The 26,741-nt window shown below is 48.3% G+C and carries 18 protein-coding genes and 1 tRNA gene; 12 read left to right on the forward strand and 7 right to left on the reverse strand.

What is annotated here, in order from left to right; genetic code table 11:
- Positions 1–29: 29 nt before the first annotated feature.
- Positions 30–1,040 carry a DNA polymerase III subunit delta gene (gene holA / locus AKG35_RS00390; protein WP_011129453.1) on the reverse strand — a complete coding sequence of 337 codons (1,011 nt, stop codon included), beginning with the start codon at positions 1,038–1,040 and terminating at the stop codon, positions 30–32.
- Positions 1,041–1,105: 65 nt separating this feature from the next.
- Between holA and AKG35_RS00395 the strand changes: the two genes are divergently transcribed.
- A complete protein-coding gene (locus AKG35_RS00395; RefSeq protein WP_011129454.1) occupies positions 1,106–1,729 on the forward strand; it encodes a precorrin-8X methylmutase in 624 nt (207 codons plus the stop codon).
- On the opposite strand, the gene AKG35_RS00400 is transcribed toward AKG35_RS00395, so the two are convergent.
- Genes AKG35_RS00400 through mutS form a run of 4 tightly spaced genes read right to left on the reverse strand, consistent with a single transcriptional unit; the run spans position 1,724 to position 9,423 of the window.
- Positions 1,724–2,899, reverse strand: coding sequence for an HlyD family secretion protein (locus AKG35_RS00400; protein ID WP_011129455.1), 1,176 nt, complete (start codon positions 2,897–2,899; stop codon positions 1,724–1,726). The two genes, AKG35_RS00395 and AKG35_RS00400, sit on opposite strands and share 6 nt — an antisense overlap.
- 1 nt (position 2,900) lies before the next feature.
- Positions 2,901–5,828 carry a peptidase domain-containing ABC transporter gene (locus AKG35_RS00405; protein WP_011129456.1) on the reverse strand — a complete coding sequence of 976 codons (2,928 nt, stop codon included), beginning with the start codon at positions 5,826–5,828 and terminating at the stop codon, positions 2,901–2,903.
- Complete coding sequence (locus AKG35_RS00410; RefSeq protein WP_011129457.1) at positions 5,825–6,586, reverse strand: peptidylprolyl isomerase; 762 nt, start codon at positions 6,584–6,586, stop codon at positions 5,825–5,827. The genes AKG35_RS00405 and AKG35_RS00410 overlap by 4 nt, the downstream gene beginning before the upstream one ends.
- A gap of 53 nt (positions 6,587–6,639) precedes the next feature.
- The gene (gene mutS, locus AKG35_RS00415; protein ID WP_011129458.1) at positions 6,640–9,423 is read right to left on the reverse strand and encodes a DNA mismatch repair protein MutS; all 2,784 of its coding nucleotides are present in this window, start codon (positions 9,421–9,423) and stop codon (positions 6,640–6,642) included.
- A gap of 156 nt (positions 9,424–9,579) precedes the next feature.
- Here mutS and psbZ point away from each other — a divergent pair, with 156 nt between their 5' ends.
- From psbZ to AKG35_RS00430, 3 genes are all read left to right on the forward strand, one after another.
- Positions 9,580–9,780: a photosystem II reaction center protein PsbZ gene (gene psbZ, locus AKG35_RS00420; RefSeq protein WP_011129459.1), complete on the forward strand. Its 201-nt coding sequence runs from the start codon at positions 9,580–9,582 to the stop codon at positions 9,778–9,780.
- A gap of 55 nt (positions 9,781–9,835) precedes the next feature.
- The gene (ribH, locus tag AKG35_RS00425) at positions 9,836–10,330 is read left to right on the forward strand and encodes a 6,7-dimethyl-8-ribityllumazine synthase (protein WP_041384834.1); all 495 of its coding nucleotides are present in this window, start codon (positions 9,836–9,838) and stop codon (positions 10,328–10,330) included.
- Between the two features lie 78 nt (positions 10,331–10,408).
- Positions 10,409–10,480, forward strand: a tRNA-Gly gene (locus AKG35_RS00430).
- Positions 10,481–10,495: 15 nt separating this feature from the next.
- On the opposite strand, the gene AKG35_RS00435 is transcribed toward AKG35_RS00430, so the two are convergent.
- Positions 10,496–10,960 (reverse strand): GNAT family N-acetyltransferase, encoded by a 465-nt coding sequence (locus AKG35_RS00435; protein ID WP_011129461.1) that lies wholly within the window; start codon positions 10,958–10,960, stop codon positions 10,496–10,498.
- A gap of 254 nt (positions 10,961–11,214) precedes the next feature.
- On the opposite strand from AKG35_RS00435, the gene secA reads away from it, so the two are divergent.
- The 4 genes from secA (at position 11,215) to AKG35_RS00450 (ending at position 17,114) form a co-directional block, all read left to right on the forward strand.
- Positions 11,215–14,061, forward strand: a complete 2,847-nt coding sequence (gene secA, locus AKG35_RS00440) for a preprotein translocase subunit SecA (protein WP_011129462.1) — start codon at positions 11,215–11,217, stop codon at positions 14,059–14,061.
- 314 nt (positions 14,062–14,375) lie between these two features.
- Positions 14,376–14,495, forward strand: coding sequence for a sugar phosphate nucleotidyltransferase (locus tag AKG35_RS12620; RefSeq protein WP_157859909.1), 120 nt, complete (start codon positions 14,376–14,378; stop codon positions 14,493–14,495).
- Between the two features lie 56 nt (positions 14,496–14,551).
- Positions 14,552–15,334, forward strand: a complete 783-nt coding sequence (locus AKG35_RS00445) for a glycosyltransferase family 2 protein (RefSeq protein WP_011129464.1) — start codon at positions 14,552–14,554, stop codon at positions 15,332–15,334.
- Positions 15,335–16,187: 853 nt separating this feature from the next.
- Positions 16,188–17,114, forward strand: a complete 927-nt coding sequence (locus AKG35_RS00450) for an NAD-dependent epimerase/dehydratase family protein (protein ID WP_011129465.1) — start codon at positions 16,188–16,190, stop codon at positions 17,112–17,114.
- Here the strand turns inward: AKG35_RS00450 and AKG35_RS00455 are convergent.
- Positions 17,111–19,447: a rhamnan synthesis F family protein gene (locus AKG35_RS00455; protein ID WP_157859757.1), complete on the reverse strand. Its 2,337-nt coding sequence runs from the start codon at positions 19,445–19,447 to the stop codon at positions 17,111–17,113. The genes AKG35_RS00450 and AKG35_RS00455 overlap by 4 nt on opposite strands.
- A gap of 107 nt (positions 19,448–19,554) precedes the next feature.
- Between AKG35_RS00455 and AKG35_RS00460 the strand changes: the two genes are divergently transcribed.
- From AKG35_RS00460 to AKG35_RS00475, 4 genes are all read left to right on the forward strand, one after another.
- On the forward strand, positions 19,555–20,607 hold the full coding sequence (locus AKG35_RS00460; RefSeq protein WP_157859758.1) for a reprolysin-like metallopeptidase: 1,053 nt from the start codon (positions 19,555–19,557) through the stop codon (positions 20,605–20,607).
- A complete protein-coding gene (locus AKG35_RS12140) occupies positions 20,600–21,805 on the forward strand; it encodes an acyltransferase family protein (protein ID WP_011129468.1) in 1,206 nt (401 codons plus the stop codon). Before AKG35_RS00460 ends, AKG35_RS12140 begins: the two co-directional genes overlap by 8 nt.
- 318 nt (positions 21,806–22,123) lie before the next feature.
- Positions 22,124–24,520 carry a beta strand repeat-containing protein gene (locus tag AKG35_RS00470; RefSeq protein ID WP_011129469.1) on the forward strand — a complete coding sequence of 799 codons (2,397 nt, stop codon included), beginning with the start codon at positions 22,124–22,126 and terminating at the stop codon, positions 24,518–24,520.
- A 127-nt stretch (positions 24,521–24,647) separates the two neighbouring features.
- Positions 24,648–26,729, forward strand: coding sequence for a motility associated factor glycosyltransferase family protein (locus AKG35_RS00475; protein WP_011129470.1), 2,082 nt, complete (start codon positions 24,648–24,650; stop codon positions 26,727–26,729).
- Positions 26,730–26,741: the final 12 nt, after the last annotated feature.

A 26,741-nucleotide genomic window follows, 5' to 3' on the forward strand; every position in this document is an offset into this window, starting at 1 on the left:
TCTGATTATTTCAGCGTGTCGTCACTGGATTAGGGAGTGCTGAGTAACCCGTCGCGGAAGGCATCAGTAGGGATTGCACCTCGCTTGAGGGCGGCTTCTACTTCAAGCAAGCGACTGAGCAGGGTGAGGAATCGCTGCGGTGGCCGGCCCTGTAGCTGTTTGCGCATCACGTAGATCCGCTTGGGGTTGCCAATGCCTGCTGCTTTGGCAATCACGTTCACATCTCGTTCCCCTTGCTGCTCCAGTAAACTCACCCAAAGCCACCCTCTGATTTGGCCTGTCAAGGTGGCCACGATGCGAAGTGCTGGCTCACCGGCATCAAGGAGTGCATCAAGACGGGCGATCGCTTCTCCGGCATGGCCTGCCAAGAGTGAATCTCCAACCTGTAGTGCATTGGTGGCCATTCCTTCAATCAGCGCGGCTACGTTTTCGGCTTTAATCAAAGTTGGTGATTGGTTCTCAGTTGCGCTTTCTTGGCGAATGTCGGCATGGAGAGCCAGTTTTTGCAGCTCTGCGGTGAGTCGCGTACTGTCATTGCCGATGGCTTCCACCAGCGCTGCAGTGGCTTCAGGCTCCAGCTGTAGACCTAAGTCTCGGGCGGTGCGTTCCACCAGCTCCTGCTGACCGGCACCATCCCAGATCGCTGGCAGCAGAAAGCTTTTTTCGCTGGCTTGCTTCAACTTCACAAGCTTTTGTAAGGCCTTCGTTGTTCGCAGTCGGCCGTCTGGTTTGTTGGGGTTGCATAGCACCAGGTGGCTGGTTTCTGGAATTAGATCCAGCACGTCTTCGAAACGATTCGCAAGTTCGCTAGGGCAAGCGTTGCAGAACGGACTGCGCTGTAACAGCACAAGTCGTCCGCCACTTCCGAAGGGTGGTGTGCGTGCTTCTGCCAAGGCTTGGCTGGCTTGCCCAGCATCAGCTCCATCGAGGCGGCTGAGGTTGATGCTGCTCCATGCTTGATCGACAACATCGCCGATCAGAGTCTCGATGGCGTGGTCTCGGGCGGCGGCATCATCGCCCCAGATGAGATGGATCGGCATTGCAGCGGCAGACCGAAGATCTTTAACTGATGATGCTTGATGTCTATCTGGCTTAAGGCAGAAACGTGAAGTCGCTTGATCATCCGATCTTCACGGAAAGCATTCGCCGCATTCGGGAGCAGTTGGGTGTAACGGGTTTGGATCCCTTGCAGCAGCAGGTGTTGGAGCGTTTGATTCACAGCAGTGGGGATTTTGGCCTAACTCCTTTGCTGCGCTTTACTCCAGAGGCTTGTGAGCTTGGGCTGGCTGCCTTGCAGGCCGGAGCGCCAATTCTCACCGATACGGCCATGGCAGCTGTAGCAGTGCAGCCGATGGCGCGACGCACACTCAAGACATCAGTTCGCTGCGTGCTGGAGTGGGCGCCGGATGAGGCACCAAACGGTTCCACGCGAACAGCCGAGGGCTTGCGATCTGCATGGCAAGAATTGGCGGCTAAAGATGCGGATCAACAAGCGCCGATTGTGCTGATTGGTAGTGCTCCAACGGCTTTGGAAGCTTTGTTGGATCTGGTGTCTACAGGTGCACCCCCTCCTAGCCTGATTATCGGCATGCCTGTGGGGTTTGTCGGTGTGGCTGAAAGTAAGCGCAGGCTTTTGGCTAGTGGGCTGGCTCAGATTCGCCTTGAGGGCAGTCGTGGTGGGGCTGGTCTGGTTGCAGCGACGGTCAATGCTCTGTTGCGGGCGTCATAGTTGCCTGAGTGAATCGGTTTTACTCTGGAACTGGCCAAGCAGTAGTTGTAAATAGGTCACACTGCGCAGTTTGATATTTGCAGTGAGCGACATTCCTACTTGTAAGGGAAGCGTGGTGCCGTTCTTGAGTTTGAGTTGTTGGCTGTCGAGCTGAATGGTGGCTGGGAAGCGGTATTCCTGTCTTTGTTCTTGTTGATCGGGTGGAAGTGCGTCGGAGCCAATCGAGGTCACCTTACCTTCCAGTACACCGAAGTCTGTAGCTGGGAAGGAATCAATACTGATGTCAACGGACATGCCTTCGCGAACGAAACCAATTTTGTTGCTGGGGATTTCCACATCGGCTTCCAAGTTTTTGAAGGGCACGATCTTGAGCACAGGCTCACTTGACTGGGCGACAAAGCCAGGCGTGGTTGGCTTGAGATCAAACACCACCCCATCCACTGGAGAACGCAAAGACTGGTATTTCAGTGTTACTTTTGCTTCAGTGAGTTGAGCCTTAAGCTGGGCTAATTGGGAATTGAGCTGTTCAATTTCTTGATTGAGGATTGATTGTTGGCGAGCGCCATCCAATTTCTCTTTGGTGACCCTTCCACGCAGTTCTCGTACCTTGTTGAGTTGCTGTAAATACTGAAGCTCAGAGTAAGCGCCCTGTGCGCTAAGAAATTCAAACCGGCTAAGGATTTGTTGTTCAAGGGCCAGATTATCTCTGGTTGTGGCGACTTGTTCTTGGCTGAGATGTAGCGTTCCCTGTTGTTCTTCAAGTTTGAGCTTTAGTTGTTGCTGTTTTTTTGTCAACTGAGCTTCTAAGGAGTTCACTTGTTCTGAGGATGTTTCAGTGTCGAGCTGGATCAGAATTTGACCTTTACTGACGCGATCACCTCCTTTGATAAGGATGTCCCTAGCGACTCCTCCAACTGGGATTTGAATCTCTTTGACATCGCCTAATGGTTCAAGTTTGCCTTGTGCGACAACGATTTCTTCCGTGCGCGCGATGGCCAACCAGCCCACTGCAAAGGCTGTTGTGCCGATCAGGCTCCAAGTCACAGCACGCATCCAAAAGCGGCTTTGCTGGAGCACGCTTTCATCGTGTGACACAGAGCTTACTTTCTGCTCTAGTTGGTTTTGAGCTCTGCGGATCAGTCCGCCGACGGGGTTGGGCTTGTTGCTCATTTCAGCTCGACTCCTGCTGGCGATAGAGGGCGTAGTACCGACCTCGTTTTTCCATCAAGGCTTCGTGAGTGCCCATTTCCACGATTGCCCCTTGATGCATCACCACAATCAGGTCGGCTCGACGAACAGTGGAGAGCCTGTGGGTGATGAAAAAAACCGTGCAGTCATGCATGGCGTTGACGAGGTTGTCGCAAACTTTGCGTTCGGTTTCGTAATCAAGGGCGCTGGTGGCTTCGTCCATCACCAGAAGTTTGGGATTGCCTAAGAGCGTTCGAGCGATAGCGATCCGTTGACGTTGACCTCCGCTTAAGGAGGAGCCCCGTTCACCCACCGGCGTGCTGTAGCCGCTCGGTAGCGTCATGATGAAATCGTGGGCGACTGCCAACTTTGCAGCCATGATGATTTCGTCGTTATCGGCATCAGGCTGGGTGAGGGCTATGTTTTCGCTGATCGAGCCTGAGAACAGCAGAGGATCTTGCGGCACGATCCCGATCTGACGTCGTAAGGAGTAGAGCTCCACTTTGTCGATGTCATAGCCGTCGATGAGGATGCGGCCTTGATCTGGGGAATAGAGACGAGGTAGCAGCTTGACCAATGTGCTCTTGCCGCTTCCGCTCTGACCCACGATGCCCACAAAGGTACCGGCCTTGATGTTGAGGCTGATGTCTTTCAGAACTGGTGCTGTTGATTTGCTGAAGCTGAAGCTGAGATCTTCAAAGCTCACATCTCCTTCAAGCGGTGGCAGTGGAACTTTGCCTTTATCGAGGTCATTTGATTCTTGGGGGGTGTCGATCACATCCGCAAGACGCTCAAAACTCACCCTCAGTTCTTGGATGCTCTGCCAGATGGTTGAGAGCCTTAACAGCGGTTGGGTGACATAGCCGGAAATGATGCGAAAGGCGATCAGTTGTCCAAGGGTTAGGTCTCCAGCTAAAACCATGTTTGCGCCTACCCAAAGCACAAGTAATTGGGAGATTTTTTGAAGCACCTGACTGGTTTGGCTTAGGGCGGTGCCACTAATTGTTTTTTCAAAGCTTCGGCTGATGTAGCGGCCGTAACGCTCTTGCCACTTCCAACGGCTGATCATTTCTACGTTCTGAGCCTTCACTGTTTGGATGCCTGTTAGCACCTCAACCAGGTGGCTTTGAGTCTTGGCATTTTCCTCAGCAGTTTGTCGGAATTGACGCCGGAAAAGAGGTGCTCCCACCAGTGTGAGTCCGACCTGAATCGGTAATACAGCCAAGGCAATCAGGGTCAGCAGCCAGCTGTAGATCACCATGACCACCACATAGATCACAGAGAAGGCAGCATCAAGCAGGGTGGTCAATGCTTGGCCGGTGAGGAAGTTGCGGATCTTCTCCAGTTCGCTGACCCTTGAGCCCAATTCGCCAACAGGGCGCTTGTCGAAATAGCCCAGTGGGAGGCGCAATAGGTGGTCGATCACTTCAGCGCCTAGGCGTTGGTCGATGCGGTTGGTGGTTTCAGCGAAGAGAAAGGTTTTGAGACTGCCCAACACGCCTTCAAGCACAGTCACGATTACAAGGGCAAAGCCAAGGATCTGCAGTGTGTCGAGGCTGCGCTGATTGATGACCTTATCGATGATGACTTGGATCAACAGGGGGTTGGCCAGCGTGAAGAGCTGGACCACGAAACCGGCGATCAAAACTTGGATTAAGACACCCCGATAGCGCTGCAGTGCTGGCCAGAACCAACTCGGACCAAAGGCTTGCTCAGGAGTGGTGTTGGAACGGTCGAGGAGCAGCAGTTCGATGCCTTCAGGGAAGGCTTCCTCCAGCTGACTCGGATCTAGTTTGATAAAACCCTCGCTTGGTGAGGCCAGGGTGAGGCCTAGTTGATCACTGCGTGTTACTAGAGAAAAGCTTTGCTTCCATGGCACCAAGGTGGGCGTCTGTAAGCGAGTGCCCATCAAGGCTGGTACCTTGGCTCCGGCAACGTGTAGGCCAAGTCCGGCTGCGATCTGGCCGCACATTCGCAGGGTGGGAGTTTGGCCGCGGCGCAGACTGTCACGCAGCATTTTCTCGATCGAGTCGCGTCTGAATGGCAGCTTCATCAGCTTGGCCAACATCTGGAAGCAGGCCAGGGTTTCTTGGAGAGGGCCTTGACCGCCAACGAAGAAGTCTTCGGAGCTTGAGGAGCTATTGAGGCTGCTGACGGGTGGTCTTGATGGTGCGAGCGAGAGTGCTGTCTCAGGAGTCTCTTCGTCGTTCTGTAGAGCTGCATTGCTCTTGCTATCGACTGCTGGGCTGAGCAGAGTGGCTAGCGAGTCGGCTGGTAGGGCAATCAGCCTTAGGCAGAAACCAGATTGGGGTTTGCTTAACTCGCGAATTGCTGCGATTGAGTCCAGCTCAGTGTTGATCGGGCAGCTGGGTATCGACGAGGCGAGGAATAGACGTTTGCCATTGTTTAGGGCTGCTTGTGCTTCATCATTATTCGCGCGCATCAATGTGGCCAGAGGGCCGAGCATCTTCAGCCATGCCTCCAGGGAATGATGACTCTTGGGTGTGCTTGCACGGATCCCCTGGAGAAGGGCAGCGACTTCAGCGTCCCAGAGGTAAGCCTCACAACAGTCTCGAATGTCTTTTTCAGAGTTGTAGAGCTGTTGGAAGGTTGTGTCTGTGATGCTCCAAGCCACAAGCTCTGTTGCAGCTCGTACGGCTTCGCAAGATTCACCTCTGAGTAGAGAGACTGCTCCGATTAAGGAGCCGGATTCAAGTTTGATGCGTGTGGTCAAGCGACCATCACTGTTACCAAGCAGTCGGGCGGTGCCGCTTTCGATCAGCAACACATGACCAGGGAGATAATTTTCTTCGCATAGGGATTGACCGATTTGAAACTTCAGCCGCTCACCTTTGATCTGTAAAGCGTTTTGCAGTGGAGCAAGGGGGTGATTCAGATTCGTCAGTGTCATGTGAGGGCACCATTCTCAAATTGATCGCCGCGAACAGCTGAGATCAGTTGATTGGTTTGTTGTTCAATCCAACCATCGAATAATTCGATCGCCATGCGTTTTTGCATGTTGGAGTCAAATGTGGCGAGTTGCCGCTCTTCAAGCCGCGTAACGACCCACCATTGCTCGATTTTGAAAGGCTCCAGTAAGACCCCTGGGGTTGCTGTGCGTAAGCGCTGGCGAAGGAGAGGATGGGCTCTACCGAGGCTTGCTGGCCCTACCAGGCCGTGGGATGCTCTTTCTCTGCCCTGGGAATGCTCGGTTGCCAGCACCGTGAAATCGGCTTCTCCGGCTTCGATCTGGAGGTAAAGCTCATGGGCCAGATCAGAATCCTCAACTCGGAGCAAGCTGTAGGTGAATTGATCGAGCTCTTCCTTACGTTTGAGGAAGTGTGCTTCGGCTTTGGCGCTGAATTCTTTCAGACTTAAATATTGAACTTTCAAAGGGATTTCGAGTTGATGAATGAGGTCTGGCTTGATCAGACCTTGATGAGAGAGATATCCCTCGAGACGTTCCTCATCACTTAGCCCATGCTGCTCGCAGAAACTCGCAATCGCCTGATCCAGTTTTTCTGCGGGTAACTGAACAGCTGTGCAGGCTTGATCAATGACCATCCTCTGCACGAGTGACCTCAACAGGTTTTGACGGCGAAGCAAAACCACAATGTCTTTAGGGAGCTTGTGGAGGCTCTCCCGAACGGTCTCTTGGAGGTCGTCCACGATGTTCTTGGGCGTCAATTGAGGCTAGTGGGTCGGTGACAGGCGAAAGGTTTTCAGCTTGGTCTGTTGATTGTTTTCGCGCTTGGCAGGGCTGGCAGAGATGAGCCATCGTCTTGAAGCTGAGCTAACACCTGCCTTGCTCGTTGCACCACGTCATTAGGCACACCAGCTAGACGGGCGGCTTCAATGCCGTAACTGCGATTTGCACCACCTGCGGCCACCTGATGTAGGAACACCAGGTCGTCGCCTGTTTCCTCCACCAAAACTTGAAAATTGGCGACATTGGTCAGCTCTTGGCTCAGCCCATTGAGTTCGTGATAGTGGGTCGCGAACACAGTGCGGCTTCTTAGATCTGTTGCCAGGTGTTCGCTCACCGCCCAGGCAATCGAAAGGCCATCAAAGGTGGCGGTGCCACGTCCAATCTCATCGAGAAGCACCAAGGAACGATCGCTGGCGTGATGGAGAATGTTGGCCGTTTCTGCCATTTCCACCATGAAGGTGGATTGTCCTGCCGCTAGGTCATCGACGGCGCCGACGCGGGTGAAGATGCGATCTGCGATGCCAACACGGGCCTGCTTTGCAGGCACCCAACTACCCACCTGGGCTAGCAACTGTATGAGGCCGATTTGACGCAGGTAGCAGCTTTTGCCACTGGCGTTTGGACCTGTGAGTACGACGAGGTCGATGTCTTTGCCAAGTTCTACATCGTTAGCGATGAAGGATCTCTCTACCAGTAGTTGTTCCACCACTGGGTGTCTGCAGGTTTTGAGCTGTAGTTCTCTGCTGTCATCGATTTCTGGGCAGCAATAGTCTCCAGTGGCGGCTACTTCTGCAAGGCCGACTAGGGCATCGAGTCCTGCCACGGCCCGGGCTGCTTTACGGATTGAAGTTGCCTGTTTTCCCACTTGCTCACGCAACTGGCAGAACAGTTCGTATTCCCGTTGGCACGCTCTTGCTCTGAGCTGGAAGATCTGCCCTTCCCGGGTTTTGAGATCTGGAGTGATGAAGCGTTCCTCGTTGGCCAGGGTCTGCCGGCGGATCCAGTGGTCCGGCACCATGGAAGCCTTGGCTTTGCTTACGGCTAGGAAGTAGCCGAAGGTTCGGTGGTATTGCAGGCGCAGATTAGGGTTGCCACTGAGTTTCCGTTCTTGGATTTCCTGGCCTGCAAGCCAGGTGTCTTGGTCATCCAGTTGATTGCGCAGGCCATCTAGCAGTGGATCGACGTTGTCGTGCATGAGGCCTCCCTCGCTGAGGCTGAGAGGTGGGTTATTGATCAATTGCTCGCGAATACTCGCCGCCAGCTTTGGCAGGCTCTTATCAAGAGTCAGCAAGTTGTCGAGCCAGTGTGGGGCAGAGCTCAATGCATTGTGTAGTTGCTCTGCTAGCCGTGGTAATCGTTCAATGCCATCGGCGATAGCCACGAGTTCGCGGGCACCAGCATGACCGGCGCCTGCCCTGCCGGCCAGTCGTTCTAGATCTCCCATCGGTCGCAGGAAGCGCCGCAGTGAATGCCGCAGGGAGCGTGTCTCCACGAGATGGTTCACCACCGCTTGACGGGCGCGGATGGCTTTGCTGTCTAGGAGGGGGGCCTCGATCCAGCGGCGCAGGCAGCGGGCTCCCATGGCAGTGAGGGTACGGTCTACGGCCCAAAGAAGGGATCCTTGGAATTGGCCATCCCTTTGGGTGCTAGTGAGTTCTAGGTTGCGTCGGGTTTGGGCGTCGAGTACTAAGGCATCGCCGGCGAACACTGTGAGCGGATGTTCCAGGGGCATCGGGGCGATGCCTTCATCGACGTTTTCAGCGAGGGGTTGGGTGTCCCTTAGATAAGTCAGCAGTCCCCCGGCGGCCCTTAGTGCTAAAGGCACCTCTTGCAGACCTAGACCGTCAAGGGTGCTGAGCCGGTAATGATTGAGCAGCGTGCGCTCGGCCTCTGGCTGGCTGAAGGGGGTAGTGGCCATCGTTGTCAGGAAAAGCTGCTCCGGACACCACTCAGGCCTGCTGCTTTCTCCGATCTTTTGAGCCATGATCAGTTCCGAAGCCTCGAGCTGAGCAAGGTGTTGGTGCAGCTCAGCGCTCCCCTCCCGTTGCGTGATCAGGAATTCGCCTGTGCTGACATCGGCGTTTGCTAGACCCCAGCAAAACGGTTGGTTGCCTTGTGCTGGCTCAACCACAACTGCTGCTAGCCAATTGTTCCGGCGAGCTGTCAGCATGCCTTCGGCAAGCACCGTGCCTGGGGTGAGCACCCTGGTGATGTCACGTTTGAGCAGTGCGCCTTTGCTTGCAGTTGTTTCCAGTTGGTCACAAATGGCCACGCTTAGCCCATGGCGGATCAATTCGGCGCAATAGCGCTCTGCAGCGTGGTGGGGGACGCCTGCCATCGGTACACGGCCGATCCCTTTACCTCCTTCCTTGCCAGTGAGAGTCAGCTCCAGCAGCCTTGAGAGCTGAATGGCATCTTCAAAAAAGCATTCAAAAAAATCGCCGAGTCTGTAGAGCAAGATCCTTTCGGGGTGTTTGGCCTTGAGTTCCACGTAGTGACGCAGCATTGGCGTGAGCTGCTCAGGGTCAACAAGGTTGTGGTGTGCCCAGGCGGGCAGGTCGTTGTCGTTATCGGCTGTTTCGAGTTGCTCTTGGCTTTCAGAATCAAGTGGGATGCTTGGAACGGATGTTGGGTTATGTCGATTGCGGGGCCTTTTTAGGGATTCGTCGACGAGTTCTTGATCAGAGAGATCGTTACGCAGAGCTCTTGCGATGGTTTCTGAGCAGCTTTCAGCGTTTGCCTGCGGTTCCAGATCACCAAACAGACTGCCTTGCAACAACTCAGCGTTGGCAGTCATTGGATCATCCTGCCAGCCAAGAGATGGCATCGTAAGTCTGGTGTGCTGGGCAGGATGTGAAGCCTCGCGACACCCATGGCGGCCTTTTCATGAGAAGCCTCGGCCTCGTGGGAGAATTTGCAAAGATCAGAGCATTGGCTCCGCCGCCTCAACTCTATGCAGATCATTTCCGACATCGCTGTGAACGCCCTGTTGTTCGCATCATTGCTTTTGGTTGTTGGGATTCCGGTGCTTTATGCAACCCAAAAAAATCCTGGCGATCGCCGCAACCCTGAAATCAAAAAGATCGAAATCATTGGCGGGGTTTGGTTCCATCTTGTTTTGCTCAACGGAGCAATCAGCTTTTTGGTGGTTTGAACCAATCACTCACTTGCTGTGATGAGAGCATGTGGGCAGTTTTTGCCACTGAATGATGGCCACATATGAAGGGTGTTATACCGATGCACAAGCTCTGCGTATAGCTGTTGTTGTTGCCAGGTTTAACGACTTGGTCACTGGCAAACTTTTAAGTGGCTGTCTTGATTGTTTGGCTCGCCATGGTGTCGACACATCTTCCAACAGCGAACAACTCGATGTGGCATGGGTACCTGGAGCCTTTGAGTTGCCGATCGTGACGCAGACACTCGCACTCAGTGGTCAATATCAAGTGGTGATCACTCTTGGTGCGGTCATTCGTGGTGACACGCCCCATTTTGATGTGGTGGTTGCTGAGGCCAGTAAGGGCATTGCATCAGTTTCAAGGGAGACAGGTGTGCCGGTGATTTTTGGCGTTTTAACAACCGACACGATGCAGCAGGCGCTTGAACGGGCTGGCATCAAGAGCAATTTGGGCTGGAGTTATGGGCTACAGGCTTTAGAAATGGGCTCGCTGATGGCAGTGCTTCGCTCAGCCACTTCCGCCAGCTGATTGATTGGAATTGACCAGTTCCCCTTCGGTGGTGCATGCTGTCTTTGTCAAAGGGGAGACATCCCCAAGGCACGTCTTGCGGATGTAGCTCAGTGGTAGAGCATCTCCTTGCCAAGGAGAGGGTCGAGAGTTCGAATCTCTTCATCCGCTTTTTAGTTTGAACAATTAGTTGTTTTTGAGATTCAACAACAACAGCTGTTGATTGTTGGCCCTTTCGAAGCCCATTTGCTCGTAGAAGCCTCTGCTGTTTGTTGTCATCAAGTAGACACGCTCAACATTGCGGATGCCAGGAGCAATTAGCAGAGCTTCGATCACTTGTCTGCCTAAGCCATGACCTTGCAGATCGCCAGCTACGACAACGTCCCATAGGACGGCTCGGTAGATCCCGTCGCTGGTGGCACGTCCGAAGCCCACCAGGCGCTTGCCACGCCAAAGGCTAATGACCACGTTGCTGCCTGCCAGCATTTTTTTTAGTTCTGAAGTGTCGCGTTGCTGGGCCCAGAAGGCGTGTTTGTGGAGCAGACGGTGGAGTTTAAGAAGTCCGTGGCTTGGCTTGAGATCAGGTCCCATCCCGAACCAGCGCATGCCCGGAGCTCCGGCGGCGTGTTCAACAAGACGGATGCGGGTCATAACGGATCACTGACCTCTGTATCATCCGTCCCTGGCCAATGGAGATTGCTTTCATCTACGCTTGTGGCGCTTGGAACGTAGGCGCGTGAGAGATATCTCCACTTAGTTTTCAGAACGGTTTGCTTGTGATGTCTTCGATCTGTTTTCTCATAAGTAGTGGTTCATGTTGTGTTCTTTAGAGCCAGTACTTTTCTCCTTTCAGCATCCCTGCAAGGAGCGCTCAGTAGGCTGCACGCAGAAATAATATCTGTTTCATGCTCAAGCTCCTGCTTGGAGATCCCAATGCCCGCAAGCTGAAGCGTTACCAGCCGATTGTCACTGACATCAATATCCTCGAAGAGGACATCGCCTTGCTCAGCGATGACCAGCTGCGCTCTAAAACGGCCGATTTTCGCCAGCAGTTTGAGAATGTCGTCAGTTTTGCCAAACAGCGAGCTTTACTTGATGAGCTGCTCCCAGAAGCCTTTGCTGTTGTACGTGAGGCTGCTAAACGGGTGCTCGGCATGCGTCATTTCGATGTGCAGCTGATTGGCGGCATGGTCCTGCATGAGGGTCAGATTGGTGAGATGAAGACCGGTGAAGGGAAGACTCTTGTAGCCACTCTGCCTAGCTACCTCAATGCCCTCACTGGCCGTGGGGTGCATGTGGTTACGGTCAATGATTACCTGGCACGGCGCGATGCTGAATGGATGGGCCAGGTGCATCGTTTTCTCGGTCTCAGTGTTGGTTTGATCCAGCAGGACATGAGCCCTGCTGAGCGGCGGCGCAATTACGCCTGCGATATCACCTATGCAACCAATTCAGAGTTGGGTTTTGACTACCTGCGTGACAACATGGCCACCGATCTGAGTGAGGTGGTTCAGCGGGAGTTTCAGTACTGCGTCATCGATGAGGTGGATTCGATCCTGATCGATGAGGCGCGTACTCCCTTGATCATTTCCGGACAGGTGGAGCGTCCTCAGGAGAAGTATCAGCAGGCTGCAGATGTGGCTGCTGCTCTTGAGCGGGCTGCCGAACAGGGTAAGGATGGCATTGATCCTGAGGGTGACTACGAGGTTGATGAGAAGCAACGCAGTTGCACACTTACAGATGAAGGCTTTGCCAAGGCTGAGCAGAACCTCAGAGTGAGGGATCTGTTTGACCCCGCTGATCCCTGGGCCCATTACATCACCAATGCATTGAAGGCCAAGGAGTTGTTTGTTCGGGATGTGAATTACATCGTGCGCGATGGTGAAGCTGTGATTGTTGATGAGTTCACAGGCCGTGTGATGCCAGGCCGGCGCTGGAGCGACGGACAGCATCAGGCGATTGAGGCCAAGGAACAGCTAGCGATTCAGCCTGAAACTCAGACTCTGGCTTCGATTACTTATCAAAATTTCTTTCTGCTTTATCCCCGCTTGGCTGGAATGACCGGCACCGCTAAAACTGAAGAGGTGGAGTTTGAGAAGACCTACAAGCTTGAGACTTCAGTGATCCCTACCAACCAGCCTCGGGCTCGTGCGGATTGGGTGGATCAGGTTTATAAGACTGAATCAGCCAAGTGGCGCGCCGTGGCCAACGAAACGGCTGAAATTCATAAGCAGGGAAGGCCTGTTCTGGTTGGCACGACCAGTGTTGAGAAAAGCGAACTGTTGAGTTCCCTGCTCTCAGAACAAGAGATTCCCCACAATCTTTTGAATGCCAAGCCGGAGAATGTGGAACGTGAGGCTGAGATCGTGGCCCAGGCTGGCCGTGCAGGTGCTGTGACGATTGCCACAAACATGGCTGGCCGTGGGACAGACATCATCCTCGGCGGAAATAGCGATTACATGGCACGCCTCAAGTTGCGTGAGGTTTTGCTGCCAAGATTGGTGCGGCCTGAGGAGGGTCATCGTCCACCAGTGCCATTGCAGAGGGCTGCCGAGACAGGTGGTGGGTTCGCTGCCAAGGCCGCTGCTTCGAATGGATCTCACGGCCATGTCTTAAGCGAGGCCCGTGCAATCGGGAGTCTCTATCCTTGCTCGCTCACTGATGACACTGATCAGTTCCTTGCGGAGTTAGCTCGTGAGCTTGTGAAGGTTTGGGGAGATAGGGCACTGAGCGTGATTGAATTAGAGGATCGCATCTCCACTGCTGCTGAAAAAGCACCTACCGATGATGCGCAGATTGCTGCCTTAAGAGAGTCGATCGCAAGAGTAAAGACTGAATACGACGTGGTAGTGACCCAGGAGGAGGTTCGAGTGAGGGAAGCAGGTGGTCTTCATGTGATTGGAACAGAACGTCATGAATCTCGCAGGGTTGACAATCAACTTCGTGGTCGTGCCGGCCGCCAGGGGGATTTAGGTAGTACCCGTTTTTTCCTTTCTTTGGAAGACAACCTATTGCGCATCTTCGGAGGAGAACGGGTGGCTTCGTTGATGAATGCTTTCCGCGTGGAGGAGGACATGCCCATTGAGTCGGGCATGCTCACCCGTTCTTTAGAGGGGGCTCAGAAAAAGGTAGAAACCTATTATTACGACATTCGTAAGCAGGTTTTTGAGTACGACGAGGTAATGAACAATCAACGTCGTGCCGTTTATGCCGAACGTCGCCGTGTGCTTGAGGGTCGCGGGCTCAAGAAGCAGGTGATTGGTTATGGAGAGCGAACAATGGACGACATTGTTGAGGCTTATGTGAACCCTGACCTGCCCCCTGAAGAATGGGATTTAGGCCAACTGGTTAGCAAGGTTCAGCAATTTGTCTACCTGCTTGAGGATCTAAAGCCTGAGCAGTTGCAGGGGTTAAGTATGGAGGAGCTTAAGTCTTTTCTTCAGGAGCAACTGCGCAATGCTTATGACATTAAGGAAGGTCAGATTGAGCAGCAGCGACCAGGGTTGATGCGGGAGGCAGAACGTTTCTTTATCCTTCAGCAGATCGATACACTTTGGCGGGAACATCTGCAGGCGATGGATGCTCTGCGTGAATCTGTAGGTTTGCGAGGGTATGGGCAAAAAGATCCGCTCATTGAATACAAGAATGAGGGCTACGATATGTTTCTCGAGATGATGGCAAATATGCGTCGAAACGTGATCTATTCAATGTTCATGTTCCAGCCAGCCGCATCAGGGCAAGAGCAGGCATGAGGTTTTTTGAAATTTTTTATCCAGCGCAGAGGTCTGGTGAGTTTCCAGCTCAATGAACTCTTGATGCTATGAAGTTCATGCTCAGGAGCTGTTAATTGCTCCGACAAACTCTGGATTTGAGTCACAGCTAACTGAAGCTGTTCGGTTGAACTGGTGCGTTGTTTATTGCAACGTTCAAGATTTTTTGCTACTCATTCGCGGCGTTCCATCTCTTGACGAAACTTGACTGCCAGGGCTGCTAACCCATCCTGCAGGGCTTAAGGTTGCGGCTCCTAAGCACTGATATTGCGTTCCAGTGAGAGTTGGCGAAGCCCTTGGATCAGGCACGTAAAGCGATCATCCTCGATGGAGGAAGTGGCATAAGGCTCAATCCGATCACCAAAGTGGTGAGTATGCAGCTATTGCCTGTTTATTATAAGCCGATGGTTTCCTAATGCATCTCCCATCTGCTTGAAATGGAATTTTTAGAATTAACGCTTGTTGATTATTTATGAAGCGAGATCTCATTCTTTTGTTTGTTGCTTTTCACCCTCTTCAAGATGAAGTTGAACAGCTTGCTGCATGTTTGTCTTGTCTTCCACCTCAGATTGGCTATGCGATGGCTATCAATGATTATTGTCCTGGAGAGGCAGTAGAACAGTTAACCAAGGGTGCGGACCATTTTCTCTGCAATTCAGACAATCCTGGGTATGGGCGAGCTGTCAATCGGCTTGTTTCTAGTCTCGATGAGATCCCGGATTATTTGGGTATTCTGAATACTGATCTGTCTTGGTGCTCGGGCACCTTCGAAACAATTTTATTATGGATGCAGAACAATTCTGATGTCAGTCTTGCTGTACCACAGATTCTTGATCCGTTGGGAGAGCCACAAAAGCTCTGCAAACAATCTCCAACGGTTCTTGGTTTGTTCAGTCGTCGTTTTGTCCCGGAAGTTTTGAAGCCCAGTTGTCTAAAAAGATATGATCGTTGGTATGTGATGGATCAATTTGATTACCAAAATATTTTCGAGGTTCCTTATTTAAGCGGATGTTGCATGGTTGTAAGGTCTGAGTCTTTTTTGCAGGTTGGAGGGTTTGACGAGCGTTATTTCCTGTATCTAGAGGATGCTGACCTTACTCGTGCTCTAGCGTATCAAGGCCGTTGCCTTCATTTTCCTGAAGTTTCCGTTGTTCATCAATGGGGAAAGGGGAATTATCAAAAATTTAGTTTAATGATCATCAATATCATCAGCGCCTGGCGCTACTTTGCCAAGTGGGGTTGGAAATTATGGTGATGAATGATCAGGATGTTATTGCAACTTGAATTGTTTCATGCATGGCGTAGGCGCACCTTATTTATAATTTGAGTAGTACCCTCTCTCTAAACTTCTCGATAGTTGTTGGACTTTTGAAGACTTTTTCCAGCTACATCAGGATCCAATGCTATCCCTGCAGATCAAGACGATATCTAGGATCCTACTAAGGCCTAGCTTTTAACTTATACGATGGTTGCTATTTAGGAGCCATAAGGAACTTAAGTGCCTCCTCCTGTTCCCGCTAATTTGCACATGTTTAAAAGTAAATAGGGTATGTTGGTTCCATCGTTTATTCGATCTCAGGATCTTAACACCAACAATCAACATTGTCTTCTAAATGTAGCTACTGGTTGTAACTACTTTGTCAATCGAGCTTGTTTGAGGCGGGTCTTGTAATTTCCGGATGAGGGGATTCTCCATCATTTTTTGTTATATGTAGTTGTGGCACGCAATCGTGTTGTTAACTAATTGCCTAAATCATGTGCTAGTTGCCACCAGCATGATTTAAATTTAGTGGGAGCCGGTGGCGCATTTGAGCAAATTTCTAGCTGGTTATGCGAGTTCTTGGTAAGTCGAATCAGTTAATAGATTGATTGGCTTGGGTCTGCGCTATCTTCAGGCATGTCACAATCTTTTCCCAGCCGATGCTCTATTGCTTATTCTTTCCCTTGTATAGCTTAGAAGCAATTATCCATTGAAGTTAAGCTCTAAGAGAACATGGTTGGTGGCGAACTTGTGCCTTCTATCTTTTTTGCTCTTTTGGCAGCCAAGTAGGTCTTAATGTGAGACGTGATTTTTTTCGCGTTAAGCTTGTCACAAATCAAGGTCAAAGATGAAGGCGGTTGTTGTTGGCGCAAGTGGCTTCATCGGTTCTCATCTCGTTGATGCCTTGTTGGCTCAGGGATCTCAGGTTAGGGCACTTTCTCGTCATCTCCCAGGGCTGATTACCCCTAAAGCACAAGATCACCCTGGTCTTGTGCTTCATCCACTTGATATGGCAGATCGTCTCGGCCTTGAGAAGGCCCTTGTAGGTTCCGAGATAATTTTCCATCTCGCTAGTGGAAGCTTGCCGCAGAGCTCAAATCGCAATCCTCGCGAAGATATTAATATTAACGTCTTAGGTGCTCTTAATTTGCTTGAGGCTTCACTTGAAGTTGGTATCCAGAAATTTGTATTTGTCTCATCAGGAGGAACCGTTTATGGCATTCCTAAACAGGTACCAATTGCTGAGAATCATCCTACTGATCCCATTTGCTCTTACGGGATTACGAAACTTGCGATTGAAAAATATGTCTCTCTATATCGCCATCTATATGGATTAAATAGTACGGTAGTCCGCTTAGCGAATCCTTATGGTGAGCGTCAACGTCTGGATTCTTGTCAAGGTGTGGTTCCTGTTTTTCTAAATCGTGCTTTGCGTTCAGAACCTCTCGAGATTTGGGGAGATGGCAGCACCATCCGCGATTTTCTTTATATTACCGATGTTGTTCAAGCTCTTCTTGCTATAAGTCATTATAAAGGGCCCGAGAATTTGTTTAATGTTGGTTCAGGTATAGGTTTGAGTCTTTGTGAACTAGTTAAATTGATTGAGAATGAGCTCGGCCGTCCACTTCAAGTTTCTTATCAGCAAAGCCGTACTTTTGATGTTCCAACTAATGTCTTGAGTATTAAACGAGCGAGAAATTGTTTGGGCTGGAGTCCGAAGGTCTGCGCTAATGATGGGATTCATCGATTTCATCAAAGCATTTTAGGACATTAGCGGTTAACGCCTGGAACATTGGTAAGATTGTAGGTGAAACCTTGTTTCGCGGCTATTATTGGTAAAAGCCTTTCGATGGCATGAAGGATAGTGCCGTCATATCCTAGAGGTTCTTGAGGATAGTCTTCCCAGCCAAGATTTAAGTTATAAAGTTCAGTAAGTGCTCCCTTCTTTGCCCAAAACATTGTGCCAACCGGAAAATCAAAGCATCTTGGTAAGGGACCTAAGTTGAGCTTATTGGCAAGTATATCTGCGTGTTTTCTGTTGCCACTCCAGCCAACACATGTTGGATCATCAGCGAATACAAGACCCAATTTAGGATTTTTCTTGAGTGCTGTGACAATGCGATCTGCCATAGCAATATCTTGCATTCCAACTAAGTTCGATATAAGAAAATCCCGCCAGCTGCAACCCTGCTTCCCCGGAAGAAGAGCACTTTTTTTTGTATGTAGATGACCATATATTTCATACTTTGTGTCTAATTCTTTCCCAATTTCAGTCAAGAGAGGGCCGATATCTCTGCCACGGTTAGGTGTTGTTATGATTGATTTTAATGTACAATTGGCTCCGGCTGATTTGCATTGGATCTCTGAATGATTTTCATGATTGGTACAACTTAGGAAAAGGTCTGGCCTTATTTTGTTATAATTCAGCGCATTTAATATTGTATCTAGGAGTTCTGGATAGTGAACATGCACATGAAGAGCAATTGTTGTTTCGCTATCTTGTTGCTGCAAAGAACTGGCAGGAGTGATCATAGGCACATTCCATTCGCCCTTGGGTTGATTTTCTTTTAGGTAATGGATGAGTGGATCTGGACAAGGAGCATCTTCAAGAATTTGTTCTTTGTAGATACCTGGGTGAAAACCTGGGAAAGGCTTTCTTGGCCAAACTTCATTGCGCCATGACACTAAATAATGGAGAATTTCAGATCGCTTTGAGAGCTTACTATTCTTAAAACAAAATTCCTGATCTATAATTCTTTTAGAAGCAAGAATTTTAAATTCTTCTTTCAGTATTTTTTCTTCTTTTACTGTTTCTTCGGCTATTGATTTCAGTTCTTTTATGTAGTGAGACATGTTAAACCATTCTTGCGCTTTTTCCTTGCTCCTCTTCGCTATCAATTGTCTTTGTTCGTACCCGTTTACAAGATTGGCTGCTTTTTCAGCCATGCTCGAAGTGTTTAGGTAAGAAGCTACTAGAGCATTCCCAAGAATTGGATCTTCAAGTAACAAATTGGCCATTCCACATGCTTTCTCAAAGCAAAGCATTGGTTTGCCAGCCAGCATGGCATCAATGGCCACATTAGGTAGAGGGTCCAGTCTTGAAGTAACTAAAAAAATATCGGCTCTATTCATCAGTCTGTTATAAGCACTAGAGTGATCAAGAATGCGTAGTTCACCGTTTAATCCTGAGCGATGTATTTGATCCTCAACCCATAAAGACACATTAAAATCGTGTACTGGATCGTATCCGCTACCTATCCAAGCAAATTGTAAAGGCATATGTTTACACTTCTTGCGCAGTTCATCTGCAACCGCAATAAATAAGTCAACACCTTTGCGAGGTTGAATTGCCCCTGCCGCGAGGATCAAAATTGAGTTACTATCTAAATTCTCAAGAAAATTCCAAGCATCGTCAATTTTTTTATTCTTTAACTTAGCCTGATTTGAGTTGCCCGGTCTTTTGCAAGGCCCCTGTGGCAAGACCTTAATTGAAGCATTGTTAAATTGTGGACAGCTGCTTAGAATGTCATCACGCGTTAGCGGACTTGAAAAAACAACTCGATTGGACCATTTAGCTACATTATCTAGAATGCCGATTGGGCGAATATAAGCACTAAATTCGTGAATTAGTGTTGTTGTGGGAATCCCTAATGCTCTTAAAGGTTGAATGCACCCTGCTGAAACAACGGAATTTACAATTGCGTATTCAGGCAATTTTTCTCCTGGCAAACGTTTAAACTCACGTCGCAGAAGGCTTGAAAATATGACTCCTAATCTCGGCCGAAGTACACATGATGAATTTTTTAGGAATTCCTTCAATAGTGCACCACCTCGCGGTAATATGATAATTATGTTTGCATTTTTACTCAGCTCTTGACAAATATTCAATGCAAGAATAGGCGCTCCTGTTTCCGATGCATCATGGCTTACTACGACTACAGTTGGTTTTAAATGATTGATTTTTTTTTCGCCCGCCCGTCTGCGCATCCCGCCCAGTAATAAAATTGGTTTAACTAAATGCTTTAATAGTTTAGCCAAAAGCTGGCCATTAGAATTAGGAGTATATAAAATTCTTCTGATACGGATAGTTAGGGCAGTTAGGGACAATTTCTATACTTGATTCTAGGGTTCAACCCAATGTACTATAATAGGATAACTTCGTTCGCCTACCTAAATAGTAGACGCAAGACTTCGCAATGGTAGCCACTAATTTTTTGATCTCACCAATTCTTAGCCTTGATGCTCTTAATATAGCAGGTGCGGACAAAACTTTTAGGGTATATTTTCACACTCAAGAAGGACCAGTCACTGTCTCGTTGGGAAATTCTCCGCAGGTTATAACTGCATTGTCACCTTCCGATGCATGGCTTCTCTTTGCTACAAATCAGTTGGCTAAAATTAGCAATGCGGCGGATGTTTACTTTCAAAGAGTTTATGATAGCACCAATACAGACATATCATTCTATTACGACACTACCATTGACCTGGGCGATCCAAGCGTCACTACTTTCGGCGTAGCTGTTCCTAATAATAATGGTGGTCGACAGTGGACGGAGATCTTTCTAAATGGCCCAGAGATACAGGCAAAATCAGAAGATTTTAGTAATTATGTCTTTAATCACGAGCTCGGACATGCTCTTGGTTTAGAGCATCCTCACGACAATTCTGATGGTGATGTCTACTTAAGTACTGACCCCCAACTCAGTGCTACTCCCGAAGAGACTGTAATGTCTTATCGAGTACCAGAGTCAGGCGTATATCCAACTGATTTTTCAATCAATGATTACAATGCTTTAGAGCAAATTTGGGGAAGCCCACAAGCTCAATCGACGCAGAATGTTGTTTATCGTCTTTATCAGCAAAGCACAGGAAGGCATTTGTTCTCGGCTAATTTGACTGAGGTTGACATTCTTACTGGAGGCAATTCGTCTGATTACCTCAACGAGGGTATCGCTTATCAAGTCCAAGAAGGAGCAGACCAAGATCTTTACAGATTCTTCCAGCCATCTACGGGACTTCATTTTTATAGCGCTAATTCCGATGAACGTGATAATCTAATTAATTCAAATCAATCAGGATATATTTACGAGGGAGTTGCTTATAAAGTTTTTTCTGCCTCCTCTGCAGCTGAAGCGAGTACAGCTGTGACTCGTTTTTATGACCCAATTGCGGGCACTCATTTTTATACAGCTAATCTTGAGGAACAACGTATTCTTGAAGTAACTCAACCTAGTTGGATCATGGAAGGCACCGCTTGGTATGTCTAAGCCATCATTTTCGATAGCTAAGCATCAAATACATGCATTGACAAGTCTGAGGTTTTTTGCTGCCTTTTGTATTGTTCTACTTCATTCGACAAATCATGATTTATTGGATATTTCATGGTCTAAACTATTAGATTTGTCTAAGGCCGTTTCCTTCTTTTTTGTTTTATCTGGCTTTGTTCTGACGTATGCGTATATTAACCGCAATTACTATCTTTCTGATTTTTATCAAGCACGTTTTGCCAGGATATGGCCTGCAACGGTGGCGTCAGTATTTTTTGTGCTGTTGCTATTGCCCCGTTCCAATTTTCTTCCTGATTTGAACTCTGATTGGTCTTTAGGTAGTGTTTTTTTGCTGAATCTTATTGGAATTCAGTCATGGGTTCCAATTCCTGCTGTTTTTTTTGGGTTGAATGCGGTTACTTGGAGCATCTCAGTTGAAGCTTCATTTTATGGTTTCTTCCCATGTTTCAGCAAAATGCAACTCAGGTTATTATTACCTAGCCTTATAATAGTATGTATCTGCGGCTTATCTGCGGCTTGTTATGTTGAGTCCTCGAGTATCCCATCCTTTAGTCCGCAAACCTTAAACATACCAGTTTGGCAAGGACTTTTATATATAAACCCTATTGCACGATTGCCAGAATTTATTCTTGGGATTTTGGCGGGTAGAGTTTTTGTCTCTCAATTCTATCAACAAAAGACATCCGAAATGCATTCTATTTCTGATAAATATCCATTTATTTACAGCGCGATTGAGTTGTCAATTTTCCTTTGTCTGGTCTTCTTGGGCTTCAAGGTTAATCTTTACCTGATCTGCTTGGGCTTAATGGGGGGTTCTTTTCACGCATCAATCCCTCCTGCAATACTAAATTATTATCAAATAATACTAAATCAGTGGCTTTCGGGCCTTTCGTTTGCCTGCTTGATCTGCGTAGTCGCTTCATCAAGAGGTATTTTGGGCCAGTTTTTGAACTGGTCTCCGTTCGTTTTCCTTGGAGAAATCAGTTTTGGGCTCTACCTCTACCATCAGCCTTTAATGATACGAGCAGCTCAAGCTAACGGATTTGTGTTAGGGGGATTTCAACTTCTACCAGATTCATTTTTCCCAGTGGTGGCCTGGAGTATACTCGTTTCTGTGGTTAGCTTTTATTGCCTGGAAAAGCCACTTCAACGAGTGCTTCGACCCCGTAAAAATTGAATGGGATGTTATGAGCTATATTAAAAAGAAGCTCTATAAGCACTTTTCGAGCTAGCGCAAAAAGCCCTTGTCAGCAATTACGGCTTTCCTTGCTTTATTGCGCACTCTCTCTTATAATGTGAGCTCGCTGTGGCCGGACTTGTTCGTTGCTCACAGAGGTCTGATGTTTCGGCATCACTATTCGGGGCCACATCGGGCCTCAATTCTCCTACAACAATCAACCCAACCCGGCTACCTCCGATTTTTCTCGTCACATGGGATCAACTTCTACTACAACCAGTACAGCTGTAGCTGTAACACCCACAGAAGTTTCAGTATTTGAACATCGCTTACTTCGGTAGGCCCGCCGATCCGGCTTCTTTAGGAGCCTGGCCAGCGTCTGGCACGACTCCAGGCGAACTTGTTCTTCAGTTTGTTGGCACCGCTGAGTACAACACAAACACCATTGTTCCAAACAGCGTTGAAACCACTGGTGGAGGTAAGACGCTAAACGAAACAAATCTGATCAACACCTTCTACAACAGGCTTTTTGGGCGCGACGCATCTATAACAGAAATCGATGGCTGGACCAATGCTTTGGCTACTGGGGCGGTCAACTCCGATTACCTCGGCATCACCATCCTGAATGCTGGGCTGAATTTGCCCGCCGCCACAGAAATGCGTCAGGTGTTGGTGGCCAAGTTTGATACCGCTCAGCTCTGGACTGGAGATCTGTATAACGACCCCACCGCACGGGGAGCATATTCCAGCTCTACAGCCATTGAATCTGGCATGAGCTTCCTGGCCACTGTTACGACCTCTACCGCTGCAACTTCCGAAGCCACGGCTGCGGCAGTTGACGACATGACCTCTACTTCGGGTACTGGTACTGGTGGTCAGGCTTTTAACCAGATTGCTAACAATGCTGTCCTTACAGATGGTGCAAACACCAACAACGCTGGTACTGGCCCCGGCTTCACTCCTACCGCCTCCACCCTTGGTGCAAATAATGACACAGTTCGCCTGAGCGTCTTCAGGGGAGCAACCATTGCGGACAGCACCAGTACTGATGAAGACATACTGATTCTTGATCAAACCGGTTTAGTGCAGACTGCATTGGCAGTTGCGGGGTTTGAGAACATCAACCTGAATGGAGCCGCTGGCCTCTCGGTGGGTACTCTTGCCGGTGTTCAGACAGTTAACTTCAATAATGCCGGATTCTTAAGTGCTGGCACGACCATTTCGACCGCTAATTACTTCATAGCCAACACCGGTGCCAACGCACTTGGAACTGCTGGTGGATCACTTTCGCAGCTCAGCTTGAGCTTTAACAGTGCAACTGATGGCGGTTCTTTTGCTATGGCAAGAACCACTGCGCTGTCAGCTACATTCACTTCGACAGCTGTTAACTCTTACACGCTGTCTTCGCTGGTAGCTTCTGGTTCTATCGAAGTTAATGCTGGCTCTGCAAACACCCTCAACTTGAATATTGGTGGTGCTGGTGTATTCACAGGTGGAGGCACATTTAGCGCTGCTAACTTCACCGTTAACGCAGTCAGTCAGTTCAACACCCTGGCATCAGTTAGTGCTAACACTGGTGCTAATAACGTTTATTCCTTCCAAGGTGGAGGCTTAAATACTTACACCCTGAATGGTGCAGTTGGTGGTGCCCAAGTCTCCCAGCACCTCACAAACTTCAGTGGTCTTGATGCACTTGGACTCAAGACCCTTACTGCAAGTAGTGGCTTCTCTGCTGGTTTGATTAGTGCAAGCTTCTCATTCAACCTTCAAGATGGTGCTTTCGCAGTTAGCCTTGGTGGTACTGCTGTCGTAGCTGGCTTCACTTCATTTGCAAGTGGTGTCATGTCTAACGGGCTACTTAACTTCTCTGCTGCAAACGCATCGGGTGCTTCTGACGTCTTCACCCTCAATTTCAACGCGAGTACTGCAGCCCTCGCGATTGAATCGGCTGCAATCCGGATTGGTGGTGGTACCGCTGGCACGCAGGCAATTGAAACGGTCAATCTCAATGTGTTCGGCGGTTCTGCCGGTGTCACTCTGATAAACCCAATCTTGGGTGTGTCAGGAATGACTACCTTGAACTTGAATACAACAGCCGTCGCTACCGTTACGTTTAGCGGTGCCATAATGGCTGACTTGGGCAGCTCGTTCACAACCATCGGGCTTAGCCAGGTTGACAACATTGCCAACATGACCCTTGGCTCTCAGATCAACAGAACTGCTGCGACTGTTCAGGGCTACACCCTAAATATGGGTTCTGGTAATGATGTTATTAACAGCCGTAACTACATCGCCCTGACAGGTGCTGCTGCACTTGCTACTCAGATGGCTGCTAATGGTGCTCAGTACAACAACATCAGTCTGAGCGATGGCGGTGCTGACCGCATCGTCGTCAGTCTGGCTGGTCTTGCTGCTATATCTAGCTTTAGTAAGATCAACGTCTCTGGCTTTGGTATCGGCGATACCTTGCAATTCACAGCAGTTGGCTGGGCGGCGATCGTCACCATGACAGGTGTTAGTGCGGCCTCCGCTTTGAGTTCAGATATTGGTCTGTTCTTCAACGGTACCGATACTCTTGTCTTCGCTAATTCAGCAGCATCAGCTGCTGGCGATATGAACTCCGCCTTCGTCGGACTACTTGCGGGCGCTGACTATTCCAACTTCGCTCGTTGGAACCTGAACGCTGGTGGTGGAACCATGACCCTTGTGAACTGATACCTAACTCTTCAGTTCACTGGATCCATACAAAGGGTGGCCTACAGAGGCCACCCTTTTTTTTGTCCTTGCCGATACTTAATCATTCCCCTTGCTTGGTATAATTACAAGCTATATTCCTACTATCGTGACCCTTAGAGAAACAAATATTGATTTTATTCAAAATGTCAATCAGCAATTTATTGATAGTCTTCCTAAAGACGAAGACAAAAGTTGGGAACAGGTATTTGATGATACCGGTTATTTAATTAACTTTAAACATAAAGATGATGGACGTCTATTATATCCAACCAGCCTAGATGAGCACGAAAATGCTGTACTAAATGCTTTTATCGGGTGCCCATCCAGGCTTTTAATGAATGATTATCGCTTTCTTTTGGAAGACGATGCTCCCACTAAAGCCCCGATACTCGAGAAGTTAAGTAAATCCAACCCGGCATCCCTTAATTTAGAAGATATCCACGATATTAATGAAGATATTGAACCCTCTTGGGCAATGGTTGAAATCGGAAATTATTTAAGAGAGAATAAGCTTCAGCTTTCTCAGGCTGGTATTCATTCAGAAGGATGTGCTCTTGTCATTTTAGGCCTAGGTTCAGGTAGATGTATTCCGCATCTCATTCAATATTTGAAGCCAAGTGCGCTATTTATTGTTGAACCTGACATTGATATTCTTTCTTATTCTCTTGATACACTAGATTACTCAGAGCTTATTCCGCAATTTACAGGTACTTCAAAAGCATTCGATTTCGTAGTTGCTCCAACACCTCAGTCAGCTGTTAACCAGATAAGGAGTCTTTTGACTGTGAGAAATCTTTTTCTCATAGATGGGATGTTTACTTTCCAATCTTTCGACACACCATTTTTTAACCTTACTAAGAAGCTCCTTCATTCAAGCGAGACTTTAAACCCAATTAATTATCTGGGATATTTCATTGACGAACTTCATATGACAATGAATGCTGTAGTTAACTATAAACACCTTAAACCAAAAGTATTTAATAGTACAAAAGTTGAGTCCAACGATAAACATGCCGTCATTTGTGCTAGTGGACCTTCTCTAGCATCTGATTTGGAGATGATCAAGAATAATCGTGAAAAATACGCTGTTATTTCTTGTTATAGTACAATCGCCAAGTTATTGGATTCAGGTATTGTCCCTGACTACCATTGTGACTTAGAAAGGCATAACGATCATCTTCTGTTGCTTGATAAAGGGATAGATTCTGAGACCCTTAAAGATGTGACTTTATGTTGTAGCAGTACTTGTGATCCTAGACTGCTAGGGATGTACAAAGAATGTATTTCAATTAATAGAGGAGCACTAACACCATCTGTTATATTCTCTGAGAGTAATGATATTATTCCTAACGAAGGGCCTGATGTTGCAACATTTGCAATTCTTAGCGCAATCTTCCTAGGCTTCAGAACTCTACATCTCTTTGGCGTTGACCTTGGTACAGCAGATAGATCACAATGTCGGCTTCCAGGAGTTCTAGATATTGATCGCCGTGTATACAATATCCCAGCGCGAGGAAATCAAGGAAAAACAGTATTCACAGGACAATTACTTATTGATAATCGACTAGCCATCGAACAAAATATTTCTTTGTATAAAGGACATTTCCCAGACCTAAAGGTTTTAAATTATAGCGATGGCGTTTACATTAATGGTGCTATTCCTACTAAACCCTCGGAGTTCCCTTCTATTATAAAATCTGCCCCCAGTTTCTCAGGTCTTAGCCATAAATTTGTTCCTTATTCTGAAACTCATGTCAATAATTCTTGGGAAGTGGCTGACCTCAGAATGAGATCGTTTACGTATATTGAGAATCTTAGGACAATTAAAAATGATCCTTTTCTGATGGATAATCTTTATAAGGTTAGTGATCTTTCCAATGCTGCTGGCAAAAGTTATCAGGACCAAATCCCTATTCGTTTCTACCGTGGTAGTATGTTCCGAACATGGATAATGTTAGTAGGTGTTTATAATAGACTTGTTTGTGAAGACCATGAACGTGAAGCCTTTGAAGAGTTTTCCAAGAAAATACTTAATGATATTCTTGATTCTTTCCAAAACCTAACCTTTGAAATGATTGATTATGTTGAAACTATCGATTCTGTAGATGACTTTGCTATGGAGAGCAAACTATTTAGAAGTGACCCTGATTCTAAACCTTTAGTAATGAGTGCTTCAGTAGCTGCTTAATCATGTCTACTT

The organism is Prochlorococcus marinus str. MIT 9313 (assembly GCF_000011485.1).
Lineage (GTDB): Bacteria > Cyanobacteriota > Cyanobacteriia > PCC-6307 > Cyanobiaceae > Prochlorococcus > Prochlorococcus marinus_D.

Excerpts from the sequence above, each read along its gene's own strand:
- AKG35_RS00400 (WP_011129455.1), bottom strand. The coding sequence starts at position 2,899 with ATGAGCAACAAGCCCAACCCCGTCGGCGGACTGATCCGCAGAGCTCAA.
- AKG35_RS12140 (WP_011129468.1), top strand. The coding sequence starts at position 20,600 with ATGTCTAAGCCATCATTTTCGATAGCTAAGCATCAAATACATGCATTG.
- secA (WP_011129462.1), top strand. The coding sequence starts at position 11,215 with ATGCTCAAGCTCCTGCTTGGAGATCCCAATGCCCGCAAGCTGAAGCGT.
- AKG35_RS00435 (WP_011129461.1), bottom strand. The coding sequence starts at position 10,960 with ATGACCCGCATCCGTCTTGTTGAACACGCCGCCGGAGCTCCGGGCATG.
- psbZ (WP_011129459.1), top strand. The coding sequence starts at position 9,580 with ATGCAGATCATTTCCGACATCGCTGTGAACGCCCTGTTGTTCGCATCA.
- ribH (WP_041384834.1), top strand. The coding sequence starts at position 9,836 with ATGGCCACATATGAAGGGTGTTATACCGATGCACAAGCTCTGCGTATA.
- AKG35_RS00445 (WP_011129464.1), top strand. The coding sequence starts at position 14,552 with ATGAAGCGAGATCTCATTCTTTTGTTTGTTGCTTTTCACCCTCTTCAA.
- AKG35_RS00405 (WP_011129456.1), bottom strand. The coding sequence starts at position 5,828 with ATGACACTGACGAATCTGAATCACCCCCTTGCTCCACTGCAAAACGCT.
- AKG35_RS00450 (WP_011129465.1), top strand. The coding sequence starts at position 16,188 with ATGAAGGCGGTTGTTGTTGGCGCAAGTGGCTTCATCGGTTCTCATCTC.
- mutS (WP_011129458.1), bottom strand. The coding sequence starts at position 9,423 with ATGACTGCCAACGCTGAGTTGTTGCAAGGCAGTCTGTTTGGTGATCTG.
- holA (WP_011129453.1), bottom strand. The coding sequence starts at position 1,040 with ATGCCGATCCATCTCATCTGGGGCGATGATGCCGCCGCCCGAGACCAC.